Source organism: Agromyces solani (assembly GCF_058349925.1).
In genome coordinates this window covers 38,939-53,075 of record NZ_JBYRER010000003.1, presented here as the reverse complement: position 1 = coordinate 53,075, position 14,137 = coordinate 38,939, and the positions used below count along the sequence as shown (strand labels likewise).

The 14,137-nt window shown below is 70.7% G+C and carries 16 protein-coding genes and 1 tRNA gene; 8 read left to right on the top strand and 9 right to left on the bottom strand.

The features are described from left to right. Nucleotides 1-12: 12 nt before the first annotated feature. Complete coding sequence (dgt, locus tag AC3RJ7_RS12745) at nt 13-1,530, bottom strand: dGTP triphosphohydrolase (RefSeq protein ID WP_491456227.1); 1,518 nt, start codon at nt 1,528-1,530, stop codon at nt 13-15. A gap of 163 nt (nt 1,531-1,693) precedes the next feature. On the opposite strand from dgt, the gene AC3RJ7_RS12740 reads away from it, so the two are divergent. The 5 genes from AC3RJ7_RS12740 (at nt 1,694) to rplA (ending at nt 4,488) form a co-directional block, all read left to right on the top strand. After that, nucleotides 1,694-1,766: transfer RNA gene (locus tag AC3RJ7_RS12740), tRNA-Trp, on the top strand. A gap of 40 nt (nt 1,767-1,806) precedes the next feature. Next, nucleotides 1,807-2,082 (top strand): preprotein translocase subunit SecE, encoded by a 276-nt coding sequence (secE, locus tag AC3RJ7_RS12735; protein WP_491456226.1) that lies wholly within the window; start codon nt 1,807-1,809, stop codon nt 2,080-2,082. A 61-nt stretch (nt 2,083-2,143) separates the two neighbouring features. Continuing rightward, nucleotides 2,144-3,067, top strand: coding sequence for a transcription termination/antitermination protein NusG (gene nusG / locus AC3RJ7_RS12730; RefSeq protein WP_491456225.1), 924 nt, complete (start codon nt 2,144-2,146; stop codon nt 3,065-3,067). A 153-nt stretch (nt 3,068-3,220) separates the two neighbouring features. Beyond that, nucleotides 3,221-3,649, top strand: coding sequence for a 50S ribosomal protein L11 (rplK, locus tag AC3RJ7_RS12725; protein WP_491425707.1), 429 nt, complete (start codon nt 3,221-3,223; stop codon nt 3,647-3,649). Nucleotides 3,650-3,798: 149 nt separating this feature from the next. Then, complete coding sequence (rplA, locus tag AC3RJ7_RS12720; RefSeq protein WP_491456224.1) at nt 3,799-4,488, top strand: 50S ribosomal protein L1; 690 nt, start codon at nt 3,799-3,801, stop codon at nt 4,486-4,488. Between the two features lie 105 nt (nt 4,489-4,593). On the opposite strand, the gene AC3RJ7_RS12715 is transcribed toward rplA, so the two are convergent. From AC3RJ7_RS12715 to AC3RJ7_RS12705, 3 genes are all read right to left on the bottom strand, one after another. Next, nucleotides 4,594-4,953, bottom strand: a complete 360-nt coding sequence (locus tag AC3RJ7_RS12715) for an SPW repeat domain-containing protein (protein WP_491456223.1) — start codon at nt 4,951-4,953, stop codon at nt 4,594-4,596. A 101-nt stretch (nt 4,954-5,054) separates the two neighbouring features. After that, on the bottom strand, nt 5,055-5,327 hold the full coding sequence (locus AC3RJ7_RS12710; protein ID WP_491456222.1) for an acylphosphatase: 273 nt from the start codon (nt 5,325-5,327) through the stop codon (nt 5,055-5,057). 135 nt (nt 5,328-5,462) lie between these two features. Beyond that, on the bottom strand, nt 5,463-6,989 hold the full coding sequence (locus AC3RJ7_RS12705; protein WP_491456221.1) for an APC family permease: 1,527 nt from the start codon (nt 6,987-6,989) through the stop codon (nt 5,463-5,465). A gap of 147 nt (nt 6,990-7,136) precedes the next feature. Here AC3RJ7_RS12705 and AC3RJ7_RS12700 point away from each other — a divergent pair, with 147 nt between their 5' ends. Continuing rightward, nucleotides 7,137-7,508 carry an iron chaperone gene (locus AC3RJ7_RS12700; RefSeq protein WP_491456220.1) on the top strand — a complete coding sequence of 124 codons (372 nt, stop codon included), beginning with the start codon at nt 7,137-7,139 and terminating at the stop codon, nt 7,506-7,508. Nucleotides 7,509-7,562: 54 nt separating this feature from the next. Here AC3RJ7_RS12700 and AC3RJ7_RS12695 read toward each other — a convergent pair whose 3' ends face one another. The 3 genes from AC3RJ7_RS12695 to AC3RJ7_RS12685 all read right to left on the bottom strand — a co-directional run bounded on the left by AC3RJ7_RS12695 (nt 7,563) and on the right by AC3RJ7_RS12685 (nt 10,604). After that, complete coding sequence (locus AC3RJ7_RS12695; RefSeq protein ID WP_491456219.1) at nt 7,563-8,354, bottom strand: tyrosine-protein phosphatase; 792 nt, start codon at nt 8,352-8,354, stop codon at nt 7,563-7,565. Between the two features lie 139 nt (nt 8,355-8,493). Continuing rightward, nucleotides 8,494-9,858: an NAD-dependent succinate-semialdehyde dehydrogenase gene (locus AC3RJ7_RS12690; protein ID WP_491456218.1), complete on the bottom strand. Its 1,365-nt coding sequence runs from the start codon at nt 9,856-9,858 to the stop codon at nt 8,494-8,496. A 137-nt stretch (nt 9,859-9,995) separates the two neighbouring features. After that, a complete protein-coding gene (locus AC3RJ7_RS12685) occupies nt 9,996-10,604 on the bottom strand; it encodes a M15 family metallopeptidase (protein WP_491456217.1) in 609 nt (202 codons plus the stop codon). A gap of 128 nt (nt 10,605-10,732) precedes the next feature. On the opposite strand from AC3RJ7_RS12685, the gene AC3RJ7_RS12680 reads away from it, so the two are divergent. Together AC3RJ7_RS12680 and AC3RJ7_RS12675 are read left to right on the top strand one after the other, a co-directional pair. After that, nucleotides 10,733-11,422, top strand: coding sequence for a response regulator transcription factor (locus tag AC3RJ7_RS12680; RefSeq protein ID WP_491456216.1), 690 nt, complete (start codon nt 10,733-10,735; stop codon nt 11,420-11,422). Between the two features lie 14 nt (nt 11,423-11,436). Next, nucleotides 11,437-12,528 carry a sensor histidine kinase gene (locus AC3RJ7_RS12675; protein WP_491456954.1) on the top strand — a complete coding sequence of 364 codons (1,092 nt, stop codon included), beginning with the start codon at nt 11,437-11,439 and terminating at the stop codon, nt 12,526-12,528. 3 nt (nt 12,529-12,531) lie between these two features. Here the strand turns inward: AC3RJ7_RS12675 and AC3RJ7_RS12670 are convergent, their stop codons facing one another. Both AC3RJ7_RS12670 and AC3RJ7_RS12665 read right to left on the bottom strand, forming a co-directional pair. Beyond that, a complete protein-coding gene (locus AC3RJ7_RS12670; RefSeq protein ID WP_491456215.1) occupies nt 12,532-13,320 on the bottom strand; it encodes a cache domain-containing protein in 789 nt (262 codons plus the stop codon). After that, complete coding sequence (locus AC3RJ7_RS12665) at nt 13,310-14,071, bottom strand: FadR/GntR family transcriptional regulator (RefSeq protein ID WP_491456214.1); 762 nt, start codon at nt 14,069-14,071, stop codon at nt 13,310-13,312. Before AC3RJ7_RS12665 ends, AC3RJ7_RS12670 begins: the two co-directional genes overlap by 11 nt. Nucleotides 14,072-14,137 lie beyond the last annotated feature (66 nt).

The window sequence follows — 14,137 nt, the reverse complement described above, 5'->3', positions numbered from 1 at the left end:
GCCGTCGCTCGGTCAGAGGTTCTGGCCGATGTCCCAGAGCCGGTCGGGGCGGCCGTCGATCGCCTCGGAGACGGCGAGCGCCTGGTCGTCGGAGAGCGACGCGACGTAGTCGACGACGCCGCGGCCGGCGCCGAGTCGCAGCAGGTCTCCGGCGTCGGGAACGGGCACGCCGTCGGGCCGCGTGCGGCGCAGTTGCGCGTACCCGTCCGTCGCGATCTCGATGAGCTCGCGCAACCGCTGCGGCACCCGATGCCGGTCGACCTCGTCCGTCGCCCACGCCGTGAGCCCCTTCACGGCCCGGGTGAGCACGCGGCTGAGCCCGCGCTGGTACATGGCGATGTCGGCGCGATCGAGGATGAAATGCCGGTGGACGAACTTCAGGATCTCGACTTCGTGCCAGGCGCCCCGGTCGAGCGTGACGAGGCCGGTGCGGGCGACCCCGTCGGGGGCGGGCACGACCGAGGTCTGCAGGTGGCCGATCCAGCGGTTCGTGAACGACGAGAGCGCCTTCTCCGACGCGATCGAACCGTCGAACGGCGATGCGAGCAGGCCGTCGACGAGGTCGTCGGCGACGACGTCGACCGCCGCGGCGAACGCGTCGTCGTCGGCCATCCACGCGTCGGAGACGCGGAGCTTGCGGCGCAGCGTCTCGAGGGCTGCGCCCGCCGGAGCGGCGCGCTGCGCGAGCGCCTCGTCGTCGAGCCCGCGCAGCGCGCTCGACCCCTCCATCCACCCGCGGAACTCGCGGGCGACTGCACCCTGGCTGAGGAGGCCGGCGCGGTAGAAGTCGTCGACGTCGTGGATCGAGTACGCGATGTCGTCGGCGGTGTCCATGATCGAGCACTCGAGCGACTGCACCATCGGCGCGAGGCCGCGGCGCGCCTCGGCGAGGTCGGCCGCGTCGAGATCGTAGGCCGAGAACTTCGCCGCCTCGACCGCGTCGCCGACGCGTCGCCACCCGCGCGGCAGCCCGCCGTCGGCGAACGGCGCCGGCGTCGCGAACCGGGTCCACGGATACTTGGCGACCGCGGACCGCACCGCGGCGGTGAGGTTGAGCCCGTGCGGCGCCGCGGCGCTCACGTCGAGCGTGGCGATGATGCGATAGCTCTGCGCGTTGCCCTCGAACCCGTCGGGGAGGCCGAGGGTCTCGCGGGCGAGCCGGTCGAGCACGCGCTCGCCGAGATGCCCGAAGGGCGGGTGGCCGAGGTCGTGCGCGCTCGCGGCGGCCTGCACCACCACGGCGTCGCAGCCGTGCTGCATCGCGAGCGAGTGGCCCGGCGACGAGGCATCCGCGAAGCCGACCGCGATCGCCCGCGCGACCGCGGTGACCTTGATCGAGTGGGTGAGCCGGTTGTGGATGAGGGGGCCGGCGCCGGGCTGCGCGATGACCTGCGTGACCGCCGACAGCCGCGAGAAGTAGGGCGAGAACCGGATGCGCTCGAGGTCGAGCCGGAACTGCGAGTGCTCGCCGACGACCTCCACGCTCGAGCTCGGCTCGGGGGTGCGACGGGCGGCGCGGTCGGGGCTCATCCTCCCAATGTAGGCGTCGGTTCGCGCGAGGCGCTCGCGTCGCCTACACTGGTTGAGGTTGCTTGCCTCGGCAAAGCTTCACTGCGCCCGAAATCACGGTTTCGAAGCGCGTGCGGCGGTGTCGGGCGGGCGATTCCGAGGTGTCCCGAGCAACCGGGGCCCTAGGGCGGTGGCTCAATTGGTAGAGCAGCGGTCTCCAAAACCGCAGGTTGCAGGTTCGAGTCCTGTCCGCCCTGCGAGCCGGCAGTGATTGCCGGCCCACGAAAGGTGTACGAGGTGGCACGAAAAGTTATCGACGAACCCAGTGAGGACGTCGTCGCCAACGCGAAGCGCGATCGCGCAGCGCGTCGGAATCCCTTTTCGCGCATCGCCCTGTTCATCCGGCAGGTCATCGGTGAGCTGAAGAAGGTCGTCACCCCCACCCGACGGGAGCTCGTCAGCTTCACCGTCGTGGTGCTCGTGTTCGTCATCATCATGATGGCGCTCGTGTGGGGCCTCGACCAGCTGTTCGGATGGCTGGTGCTGTACGTCTTCGGAACGACCGGGGTCTGATCGGGCCTTCGGTCGCACGACCCGCAGGGCGCCGGGGGCGCACGAAGAGAAGGATCGAGAAGTGTCAAGGACTGAGCGCGACGACGTCGACTGGGCCACGGCTGCCGAGCAGTCGGCTGAAGACGACGAGGCGCAGACGGGCAACGTCAACGAGCACGAGGAGCAGTCCTCGGAGCCGGCCGAGCACCGCGCCGTGCACCTCGTCGACGACGAGGGCAACGACATCGACCTCGAGGCGGTGCTCGACGCGATCGCCGAGGCCGGCGACCCCGAGGCCGACGCCGTCGTCGACGACGCACTCGACATCGACTCGGCCGAAGAGGCCGAGGCGGCGCTCGAGGCGGTCGAGGAAGAGGCCGACAGCGAGTTCGACCCGTACGAGGAGTTCCGCAACGAGCTGCGCTTCCTCCCGGGCAAGTGGTACGTCATCCACTCGTACGCGGGCTTCGAGCGCCGCGTGAAGGCGAACATCGAGCAGCGCCGCGAGTCGATGGCGATGGCCGACTACATCTACCAGGTCGAAGTGCCGATGGAAGACGTGGTCGAGATCAAGAACGGCCAGCGCAAGATGGTCACCCGCGTGCGCATCCCCAGCTACGTGCTCGTCCGCATGGAGCTGAACGAGGAGAGCTGGTCGGTCATCCGCCACACTCCGGGCGTCACCGGCTTCGTGGGCAACGCCCACAACCCGACCCCGCTGCGCTTCGAAGAGGCCTTCGGCATGCTGAAGAGCCTCGTCGAGCCCAAGGACGTCGCCCCCGCCAAGGGTGCGAAGGCCGCCGCCGCCGGCGCGGCCCGCCAGATCCCCGCCGAGGTCGACTTCGAGATCGGCGAGACGATCACCATCAAGGACGGCTCGTTCGCGGGCCTGCCCGGCACGATCAGCGAGATCAAGCCCGAGAGCGGCAAGCTCACCGTGCTCGTCTCGCTCTTCGAGCGCGAGACCCCGGTCGAGCTCAGCTTCGACCAGGTCACGAAGCTCTAAACAGGCTCAGAAGCTCCACAGCCAGCCCTCCGGTATACTCGGAGGGTTGTGCTGCGTTCGGCCCGGCCGAACCCGCACGAACCACCGCCGCCCGGAACCGCCGGAACGACGGGAGAGTGCCCGCCAGGGCGTTCGAACAGAAAGAGAGAAATCATGGCACCGAAGAAGAAGGTCACTGGTCTGATCAAGCTTCAGATCAACGCCGGCGCCGCCAACCCCGCACCGCCCATCGGTCCGGCGCTGGGTCAGCACGGCGTGAACATCATGGAGTTCTGCAAGGCCTACAACGCGGCGACCGAGTCGCAGCGCGGCAATGTGATCCCCGTCGAGATCACGGTCTACGAGGACCGCTCCTTCACCTTCATCCTGAAGACCCCGCCCGCCGCCGAGCTCATCAAGAAGGCCGCCGGCGTCGCCAAGGGCTCGGGCGTCCCGCACACCACCAAGGTCGGCAAGCTCACGCAGGACCAGGTCCGCGCGATCGCCGAGCAGAAGATGGTCGACCTCAACGCGAACGACCTCGACGCCGCGTCGAAGATCATCGCGGGCACCGCTCGCTCGATGGGCATCACGGTCGAGTAATCGGCTGATCTCGTCGGTCGAGCAGCGCGAAGCGCGTGTCGAGACCACGAGATCGTGGATGCCTCGCCCCGAGGCATCCGTCTTCAGAACTCTCATTCGTGGCAGCGCCCGCCAGGCGCGATGACCACACTCTCGCAAGGAGAACCAACATGGCACAGAAGTCCAAGGCCTACCGGGCCGCGGCCGAGAAGATCGAAGCCGGCAAGTACTACACCCCGACCGACGCCGTCGCGCTCGCGAAGGAGACCGGCTCGGCGAAGTTCGACTCGACCGTCGAGGTCGCGCTGAAGCTCGGCGTCGACCCCCGCAAGGCCGACCAGATGGTGCGCGGCACCGTCATCCTCCCGCACGGCACCGGTAAGACCGCTCGCGTCATCGTCTTCGCGACGGGCCCCGCGGCCGAGGCCGCCATCGCGGCCGGCGCCGACGAGGTCGGCGGCGCCGAGCTCATCGAGAAGGTCGCCGCGGGCTACACCGCGTTCGACTCGGCCGTCTCGACCCCCGAGCTCATGGGCCAGGTCGGCCGTCTCGGCAAGGTGCTCGGCCCGCGCGGCCTCATGCCGAACCCGAAGACCGGCACGGTCACCCCGAACGTCGGCCAGGCCGTCTCCGACATCAAGGGCGGCAAGATCGAGTTCCGCGTCGACAAGCACGCCAACGTGCACTTCGTCGTCGGCAAGTCGTCGTTCTCGGCCGAGCAGCTGGGCGACAACCTGAAGGCCGCCCTCGAAGAGGTGCTGCGTCTCAAGCCGTCGAGCGCGAAGGGCCGCTACATCCAGAAGGGCGCCGTGTCGACCACGTTCGGCCCCGGCATCCCGCTGGACGTCAACGCCATCTGACACACGTCGGTCGAGTAGGCGCGCCAGCGCCGTATCGAGACCACCACGAAGGCCCCGCCGGTTCGCCGGCGGGGCCTTCGTCGTTCCCCTTCGGGAGCGATCGATTCAGTGGGTGACGGCGCCGTGGTGGGCCTGCATGCTCGGCCGGATGGCGAGCACGGCGGCGACGAGCGCGACCGCGCCGCAGATCCAGGACATCCAGGCGGCCCCGAAGGTCATGGCGTCGGCGTAGCCGCCCATCCACGGCGAGATGAGGAGCAGCGCGCCGAGTGCGGCCTGGATGTACTCCATCGCGACCAGGCCGGGCATGGCGAGGTTGACGATTCCGGAGACGACCAGGAGCGCTCCCAGCGTGAGCATCAGGGCGACCGAGGCGCCCATCGGAGGGACGAACAGCGTGGAGATCATCGCGGCGGCACCGGCCGCGATCGCGACCCAGTCCTCCCAGCGTGTCCACTTCTTCATAGAAACCAGCCTCCTCAAGGTGGTGGCTCCCATCAGGGGGTCACTACAACGGTATTCCCGACCGATCGTCCGGTCAATGAAGTTGTGGCCGCCAGGGGCGGTCAGCGCACGATGCGGAAGCCCTCGTCGTCGTCGCGGGGCTCGAGGTCGTCGACCGCGACGCCCGTGACCTGCGAGCCGGGCGGGCCCTGCTGGAGGCGGCGGATCATCTCGCGCACGGTGCGCGACGGCCCCTGGACCTCGGCCTCGACGGTGCCGTCGGGCAGGTTGCGCACCCATCCCGTGACGCCGAGGCGCTCGGCGTGCTTCCGCGCGAGGTAGCGGTAGCCGACGCCCTGCACGGCCCCGCTCACGATGACGTGCCGACGGATCACCCGCTCACCCTACACGCGAGGGGCGGGCCGGGCGCGCCGGTGCGCGAACGCACTCCGGGGGTGCGTTCCCGACGGTTCGAGCGCATGAACGGCTCGAGAATGTCGGAAATGCACCCCCGGAACGGAGGGACGGCGTCAGCGGGTCGGCGCGCCGACCGCGGCGACTGCGCCGGTGCGGGCGCGGATCTCGTCGGCGACGGCGATCGCGTCGCCGGCGGGGGCGTCGGACTTGCGGTCGGGGCGGGCGATGAAGAGGTAGAGGAGCCCGCTCACGACGACGACGCCGAGGCCGATGAGCACGATCCAGTCGGTGAGGAACGTGCCGCTCGTGCCCGGTGTCGCCAGCAGGATCATCGCGAAGATGCCGTAGGCGAGCGCGACGATGTTCACGACCAGGCCGAGGCCGCCGAGCGAGAACGGGCCGGCCGGCTTCCACCCCTTGAGCCGCTGCCGCAGCGCGGCGAGCACGACCATCTGGAACGCGACGTAGATGCCGAGCACCGCGAACGAGGTGATCGCCGTGAGCAGCGTCGACTCGATGTAGATGAGCACGGCGAGCAGCACGGGGATCGTGCACGCGACGATGAGCGCGTTCGTCGGCACCTTGCTGCGCGGCGAGACCTTCGAGAGCCAGCGGTGGCCCGGGATCATGCCGTCGCGGGCGAACGAGTAGAGCAGCCGGCTCGCGGCGGCCTGCAGGCTCAGCACGCAGCTGATGAACGCGGTGACCGCGACGACGAGGAAGATCTTCGCACCGACGGGGCCGAGGGTCGCCTCGAGGATGCCGGGGATCGGGTCGGTGTCGTCGCCGGCGACGATCGACGCGAGGTCGGGCGCCGCGAGCACGTAGCCGCCGAAGGAGAAGAGCGCTGAGACGCCGCCGACGAGGATCGTCATGATCATCGCCTTGGGGATGCGGCGGGCGGGGTTCGCGACCTCCTCGGCGACGTCGCCGCAGGCCTCGAAGCCGTAGAAGAGGAAGAGGCCCGCGAGGGCGGCACCGAGGAACGCGGCGGCGTAGCTGCCGTCGCCCTCGACGCCCATGGTGTCGAAGAACACGCCGAACTCCTGCTTGCGCTGGAAGATCAGCAGGTAGAGGCCGACGCCGATGACGCCGACGAGCTCGGCGGCGAGGCCGATCTGCGCGACGCGGGCGAGGGTCTTCGTGCCCGAGAAGTTGAAGACCAGGGCGAGCACGAGCAGGCCGAGCGTGAGCAGCAGGGTCGACATCGGCGTGATCTCGATGCCGAGCAGGCTCGCGAGGAAGCCCGACCCGTACTCCGACACCGCCGTGATCGTCACGATCATGGCCCAGATGTAGACCCACGCGGCCATCCACGCGTAGCGGCGACCCCAGAGGCGGCGGGCCCACGGGTAGATGCCGCCGTGGATCGGGTACTGCGAGACGACCTCGCCGAACACGAGCGACACGAGCAGCTGCCCGGCGCCGACGATCACGATCCACCAGATCGAGGGCGGACCGCCGACCGAGAGGGCGAGCGCGAACAGCGAGTACACGCCCACGAGGGGGGAGAGGTAGGTGAAGCCGAGCGCGAAGTTGGCCCAGAGGCTCATCGAGCGGTTGAAGGAGCCCTCGTAGCCGAGGACTCCCAGGTGCTCGTCGTCGCCGAGGTGCTTCGGCTGGCTGGTTTCTTGCGACATGTCGCCCTTTCGATCGACGTTGATCTCGCGCCCGTCCCCCGCGGGCGCACGGTATGGGACAGCATAGCCATACCTCTGGTGCTAAAGCTATAGCACCAGATGATTTATTCGGATGCCTCGCGGCCGACGTCGTGGAAGGATGCCGCCATGGGAACCGTCACCGACTACCTCGCCTCGATCGACGGCGAGAACCGGGCAGCGCTCGAGCACGTGATCGACGTCGCGCGCGAACTCGCTCCCGAGGCGACCGAGGGTGAGAGCTACGGCATGCCGGCGCTGCTGCACCGCGGCAAGGCGTTCGCCGCAGCTCTCGAAGCCAAGAAGCACCTCGGCCTCTATCCGTTCAGCGGGCAGATCCTGCCGGGCCTCGCCGACGAACTCGACGCGGCCGGCCTCAACTGGTCGACGGGCGCGCTCCAGTTCACGGCGCAGCATCCGGTGCCCGAGGACCTGCTGCGCCGCATCCTCACCGAGCGCATTGCGCAGATCGATGCGCAGCTCGACAAGAAGCGGCGCTGAGACGGCGGATGCCTCGGGGCATGCCGCCCCGAGGCATCCGTCACGTCGAGCGGGTCAGGCGGCCTCGGCTGCCCGGCCGGCGAGCCGATCCCGCAGCGCTGCCAGTTCGCCGTCGGTGAGGCCGGCGGCGCCGAGGTAGGCGGCCGCGCCGCCGTGCTCGCGGTCGACCCACGCGAGGGCGGTCTCGATCACCTCGGGCGGTGTGCCGGTGACGAGCGCCTCGAGCTCGGGGGTCAGGGGGATGCCGAACGACGCCACCATGTGCAGCATGCCGTCGGCCCACGCGCCCGACAGATTCGCCTCGGAGGCGGCGTAGTCGGCGACCACCGCGTCGCGCTCGACGCCCACCGCATCGAGCATGAGCGCGGTCGCGACCCCCGTGCGGTCCTTGCCGGCCGTGCAGTGCACGAGCACGCCCGTCGGGGCGTCGTCGGTCGAGGCGGCGATCAGCCTGGCGACCTGCGCGAACGCCTCGCCGCCGTGCTGCAGCATGCCGACGTACAGCTCGCCGAGCGTGGGAATCGCGGTCGCCATCTCGGCGGCCGACGAGGCCCCGCCCTTCATGAGCTGCTGCATCGAGTCGGCCACGGCCCCCTCGAGGATCGAGAGGTCGACGACCGTGAACGGGCGCGATTCGGGTACGAGATCGGGTGCCGACTCGCGCTCGGCGGGCGTGCGGAAGTCGACGATCACGCCGACCTGCGTCGCCGCGAGCTCGTCGAGCCCCTGCGCGCTCAGCGCGGACAGCGCGTCGGAGCGGAAGAGCACGCCGTCCCTCGTCGTGCCGCCGCCCCGCAGCGGCATGCCGCCCGTGTCGCGGAAGTTGTACAGGCCATCGATGCTCACGGTTCCCCCAGTTCGTACGGCGATGCGGCGACGCGAAAGGCGACCGCCGTTCGGCATCCTAGTGACGTCGCGACTGGAAACGACGGATGCCCCGGGGCACGCGGCCCCGAGGCATCCGGATTTCACCCGAATCGGATGATCAGCCGATGCGGATCATCTTCTTGTTGACGAACTCGTCGGCGCCGAAGCGGCCGAGCTCACGGCCCGAACCCGAGCGCTTGACGCCGCCGAACGGCAGCTCGGCGCCGTCGGCGCCGACCACGTTGACGAAGACCATGCCGGCGTCGATCTTGTCGGCGACGCGGAGCGCCTGGTCGTCGTCGGTCGTGAAGACGTACGAGCCGAGGCCGAACGGGGTGTTGTTCGCGAGCTCGACCGCGGCGTCCTCGTCGGCGACCTTGAACACCTGCGCGACCGGACCGAAGAACTCCTCGTGGAAGGCGTCGGAGTCGGGCTTGACGTCCGTGAGGATCGTGGCCGAGTAGTAGTTGCCGTTCTTCGTGCCGCCCGAGTGCAGGGTCGCACCCTGCGCGACGGCGCGGGAGACCTGCTCGGCGAGCCCCTCGGCGGCCTTGGCCGACGAGAGCGGGCCGAGGGCGGTGCCCTCCTTCGACGGGTCGCCCTCGACGACCTCGTTCATCTTCGCGGTGAACTTCTCGAGGAACGGCTCGTACAGGTCCTCCACGACGATGAAGCGCTTGGCCGCGTTGCAGGCCTGGCCGTTGTTGTCGACGCGGGCGAAGACGGCCTGGTCGACGGTCGCGTCGAGGTCGTCGGTCGAGAGCAGGATGAAGGGGTCGGAACCGCCGAGCTCGAGCACGACCTTCTTCAGGTGGCGGCCGGCGATCTCGGCGACGATCGCGCCGGCGCGCTCGGAGCCCGTGAGCGAGACGCCCTGCACGCGCGGGTCGGCGATGACGGTCTCGATCTGCGCGTGCGAGGCGTAGATGTTGACGTAGGCGCCCTCGGGGAAGCCGGCGTCGCGGAAGATCTGCTCCATGGCGGCGGCCGACTCGGGGCACTGCTCGGCGTGCTTGAGCAGGATCGTGTTGCCGATGATGAGGTTCGGGCCGGCGAAGCGGGCGACCTGGTAGTACGGGAAGTTCCACGGCATGATGCCGAGCAGCACGCCGAGCGACGAACGGCGGATGAGGGCCGAGCCCTCGCCCGCGAGCAGGTCGATCTTCTCGTCGGCGAGCAGCGACTCGGCGTTGTCGGCGTAGTACTCGTAGATCGCGGCGGCGAACTCGACTTCGCCGACGGCCTGCTCGATCGGCTTGCCCATCTCGCGGACGATGATCTCGCCGAGCTCCTGCGCGCGCTCGTTGTGCAGCTCCGCGACGCGGCGGATGAGGGCGGCGCGCTCGGCGACGGTGGAGTTCTTCGACCAGGTGCGGTGCGCCTCGGCGGCCGACGCGATCGCGGCCTGCAGGCCCTCGTCGGTGATCGTCTCGTAGGTCTTCACGACCTCGCCGGTGGCGGGGTTGGTCACGGCATAGGGCATTGGGTTTCTCCTTCTCGGGTGCACTCGCGCAGCGGCTCCACCGAGGGGTCGTCTGCCGCGGTGCATACGCTCGAGGTCAAAGATATAACAACGGATGATTCTTCTCGACCCGGTCGCAGCGGATGCTCAGCCTCGGCTCACCGCAGCCTCGGATCCTCGGTGGGATCGAAGTACTTCGCCGGGCAGCCGACCTCCGGCGCATCGGCGCGCAGCTCGAAATGCCAGGCCTCGTTGTCGTAGACCTGGCAGAGTCCGTACGCCGTGCCGTGCTCGGCGAGCCAGTCGACGGCGTCGTAGTCGCCGATGTCGACGGCGTCGCCCGAGACGTGGGCGGACTTGTCGGGCGCCGCGACCCAGCGTGCCGCCTCCGCCTCGGAGCCGTACTCGGACACGGCCTCGTCGAGCAGCCGGTCCTGATACGCGGGCGAGCGCCAGCCGCTGTTCACCAGGATCTCGACGCCCTCGGCCGCCGCGTCGGTCGCGGCACGACGCAGGGCGTCGAGCAGCGAGGGATCGAGCCCGGTGACCGCCGGGTAGTCGTCGAACGGGGTCGCGCCGTCGGGCAGGTCGCCGCCCGCCTCACCCGTCGCCGCCCCGTCGTCGGAGACCCCGCCGATGACGTCGGGCCCGCCGAAGGGCTGCGCCGACGACGTCACCGATCGAAGCAGGAGGCCGCCGGCGAGGGCCGCGACGAGGACGAGGGCGAGAACGACGACGAGGGTGGCGACGGCCCGGCGGACGCGCACGGCGCGGCGCCGCCGGAATGATGCTGATCGTGCGGAGTGCATGCCCCCACTCAACGTGGGGCGATGTTGCGAGAGCGTCTCGCGATTCCGATACGCCGACGATATGCGTCCCCTCCTAGCATGGGGGCATGCGGGTTCTGGTCGTCGAGGATGAGCCCTTCATGGCCGAGGCCATCCGCGACGGGCTCCGCCGGGAGGCCATCGCCGCCGACCTCGCGGGCGACGGCGACACCGCCCTCGAGCTGCTGAGCGTCAACGCCTACGACATCGCGGTACTCGACCGCGACATCCCGGGCCCGTCGGGCGACGAGGTCGCCGCGGCGATCGTCGCCTCCGGCAGCGGGATGCCGATCCTCATGCTGACGGCGGCCGACCGGCTCGACGACAAGGCGAGCGGGTTCGAGCTCGGGGCCGACGACTACCTCACGAAGCCGTTCGAGTTGAAGGAGCTCGTGCTCCGGCTTCGTGCGCTCGACCGCCGTCGTGCGCACGTCCGTCCGCCCGTGCGCGAGATCGCCGGGCTCCGGCTCGACCCGTTCCGCCGCGAGGTCTACCGCGACGGCCGGTACGTGGCCCTCACGCGTAAGCAGTTCGCGGTGCTCGAGGTGCTCGTCTCGGCCGAGGGCGGGGTGGTGAGCGCCGAGGAGCTGCTCGAGCGGGCGTGGGACGAGAACGCCGACCCGTTCACGAACGCCGTGCGCATCACCGTCTCGGCGTTGCGCAAGCGCCTCGGCGAGCCGTGGCTCATCGCCACGGTGCCGGGTGTCGGCTATCGCATCGACGCGGGCGCCGACGCGTCGGCCGAGGTACGCCCGTGACCCGCCCGCCCGGCATGAGCGTGCGGCTCAAGCTCGCGCTCAGCTACGCGGGCTTCCTCATGGTCGCGGGCGCCCTGCTGCTCGCGGTCGTGTGGGCCTACCTGCTGCGGTACGTGCCGGCCGACGCGATCGCCACGATGGAGGGCTTCGTGCCGGGCCGCGACGACCTCGTTCGCGCGTTCACCCCGGCGGTCAGCTGGGCGCTGCTGTTCCTGCTCGTGTTCGGCCTGCTCGGCGGCTGGTGGCTCGCGGGACGGATGCTCGCGCCGCTCACCCGCATCACGAGAGCCACCCGCAAGACCGCGACGGGGTCGCTCGGGCACCGGATCGAGATGGAGGGCCGCCGCGACGAGTTCCGCGAGCTCGCCGACAGCTTCGACGACATGCTCGGGCGGCTCGAGGCGCACGTCGCCGAACAGCAGCGCTTCGCGGCGAACGCCTCGCACGAGCTCCGCACACCGCTCGCGATCACGCAGACGCTGCTCGAGGTCGCCGCCGACCCTGCCGCCGACCGCGACGTGCTGCTCGAGCGCCTGCGCATCGTGAACACCCGGGCGATCGAGCTGACCGAGGCCCTGCTGCTGCTGTCGCGGGCCGACCGGCGGTCGTTCACCCGCGAGCGCGTCGACCTGTCGCTGCTCGCCGAGGAGGCGGTCGAGAGCCTCCTGCCGATCGCCGAGGCGCGCGGCGTCGGCATCGAGGCTTCGGGCGAGGTCGCCCCGACGCTCGGGTCGCCACCGCTCCTCCTGCAGCTCACGACGAACCTCGTGCACAACGCGATCGTGCACAACCTGCCCGACGGGGGCACGGTGCGGGTCGACACTGCGACCGGAACGGACTTCGTGACCCTGACGGTCGAGAACACGGGCCGCGTGCTGGGCCCGCAGTCGGTCGCGACCCTCACCGAGCCGTTCCAGCGCGGCACCGAGCGCATCCGCGACGACCACGCCGGCGTCGGCCTCGGGCTTGCGATCGTCAAGAGCATCGTGCAGGCTCACGACGGCGCGCTCGTCATCACGGCGCTACCCGAGGGCGGGCTGCGGGTCGCCGTGCGACTGCCGGCCGCGCCGCCGGAGCTGGCCGCCGGGCGCCGCGCGGGCGCCTGACCGTCAGGAGCGCGCGCCCGCCACGAGCACCCGGAACGGGGTGCCCGGGCATTCGAGCGACATCCCCGCCGAGGCATCCGCGAGCCGGCCGACCTGCAGCAGCGGGTCGGTCGAGAGCACGATGCGACCGTCGGCGTTCACGAGCGCGAGGGGCGCGTCGACCGCGAGGAATCGGGGGAGCAGCTCCTGCTCGAGGCGGCGCACCGAGATGTCGGCGCCGACGACGCCGACCATGCGCTCGCCGTCGGGGGCGTGCACGGGCATCGTCAGCGTGAGGATGTAGTCGCACGTGCACAGGTGGTCGACGTACGGGCCGGTCACGTGGGCGTGCCGCGTCGTCGCGGGGATGCGGTACCACTCGAGCGCGCGGAAGTCCCGCAGGTACTCGGTGTAGCCGCGCGTCGAGAGGTCGAGCCGGGTGGGCGCGTCGGTCGAGCCGAGCACGGGGTTGTCGTCGAGCGGGCCGAGCCACCAGGCGAAGTGCACGTCGCGACCGCGCACGATCTCGCCGTCGGCGATGAAGCCCGCGCCGACGAGGAGCGGCTCGGGCTCGATCAGCCGGGGGAGCACGAGTCCCGCGACGACCTGGTCGAGCTCGGCGGGGCGCACCTCGCCGACGGCGGCGTCGGTCGACTGCGCGGCGGCGTCGGCGACGGCGCGGATGCCGGGGGCGATCGCGTGCTCGATGGGCGTGCGCCACTCGGCCAGTAGATCGAAGGCGCCGGCGAACAGGCGCGCGACGGCGTCGGCGGCCTCCGCCGCACCCGCTGGGAGTCCGTGCTCAGCGCTCATCGATGGAGCCTCCCCGTTCGACGCGGGCCTTCGCCTGGAGCAGATGGGTTGCGAGAGACTCGACGAGCGAGCCCGCCGCCTCCCTGGCCTTCGCGGGGCGGCCGGCCGCGACCGCGCGAACGATGCGGCGGTTCACGGCCGAGGCCTCGGCCCGTTCGGCGTCGTCGCCGAGCCCGAGCAGCAGCAGCGGGCCGAACTCGGCCTGCAGCCGGATCTGCTCGCGCACGAGCCGCGCCGACTGGCTGAGCACGGCGAGCTCGAGGAAGAACCCGCCCTGGTTGGTACGGGCCGCGGCCGCGGTGGCGAAGTCGGCCGCGTCGAGCCAGGCGGCGAGCCGCTCGGCGTCGGCGTGGCTCGCGCGCTCGGCGGCGCGCTCGGCGACGCCCGCGAGGACGGCGCCGAAGTACACGGCCATGTCGCTGAGCTCGACCTGGGCGAGCGAGCGCAACCGGGCCGTGAGGATCGTGCGGTGCTCGGCGTCGTCGTGCACGACGAAGCTGCCGCCTTCGCGGCCGCGGCGGGTCTCGACGAGCCCGGCCTCCCGGAGGATGCCGAGTCCCTCGCGCACCGTGATTAGGGCGACGCCGAAGCGCCGTGCGAGCTCGGGCTCGCTCGGCAGGCGCTCGCCCGGATCGAGCACGCCGAGCACGATGCCGTCGGTGAGGCGCTGCGCGACCTGCTCGGCGCGGCCCGCATCGGCGAGCTGGGCGAACACGGCTTCGCGTGCGCCCGGGCCCACCCTCGATTCCATGGGGTTCACGATAGTCGAGGGTCCGGCCGCCGAGTGGCGGCGCGCGCAAAAAAGATTCACTATAGG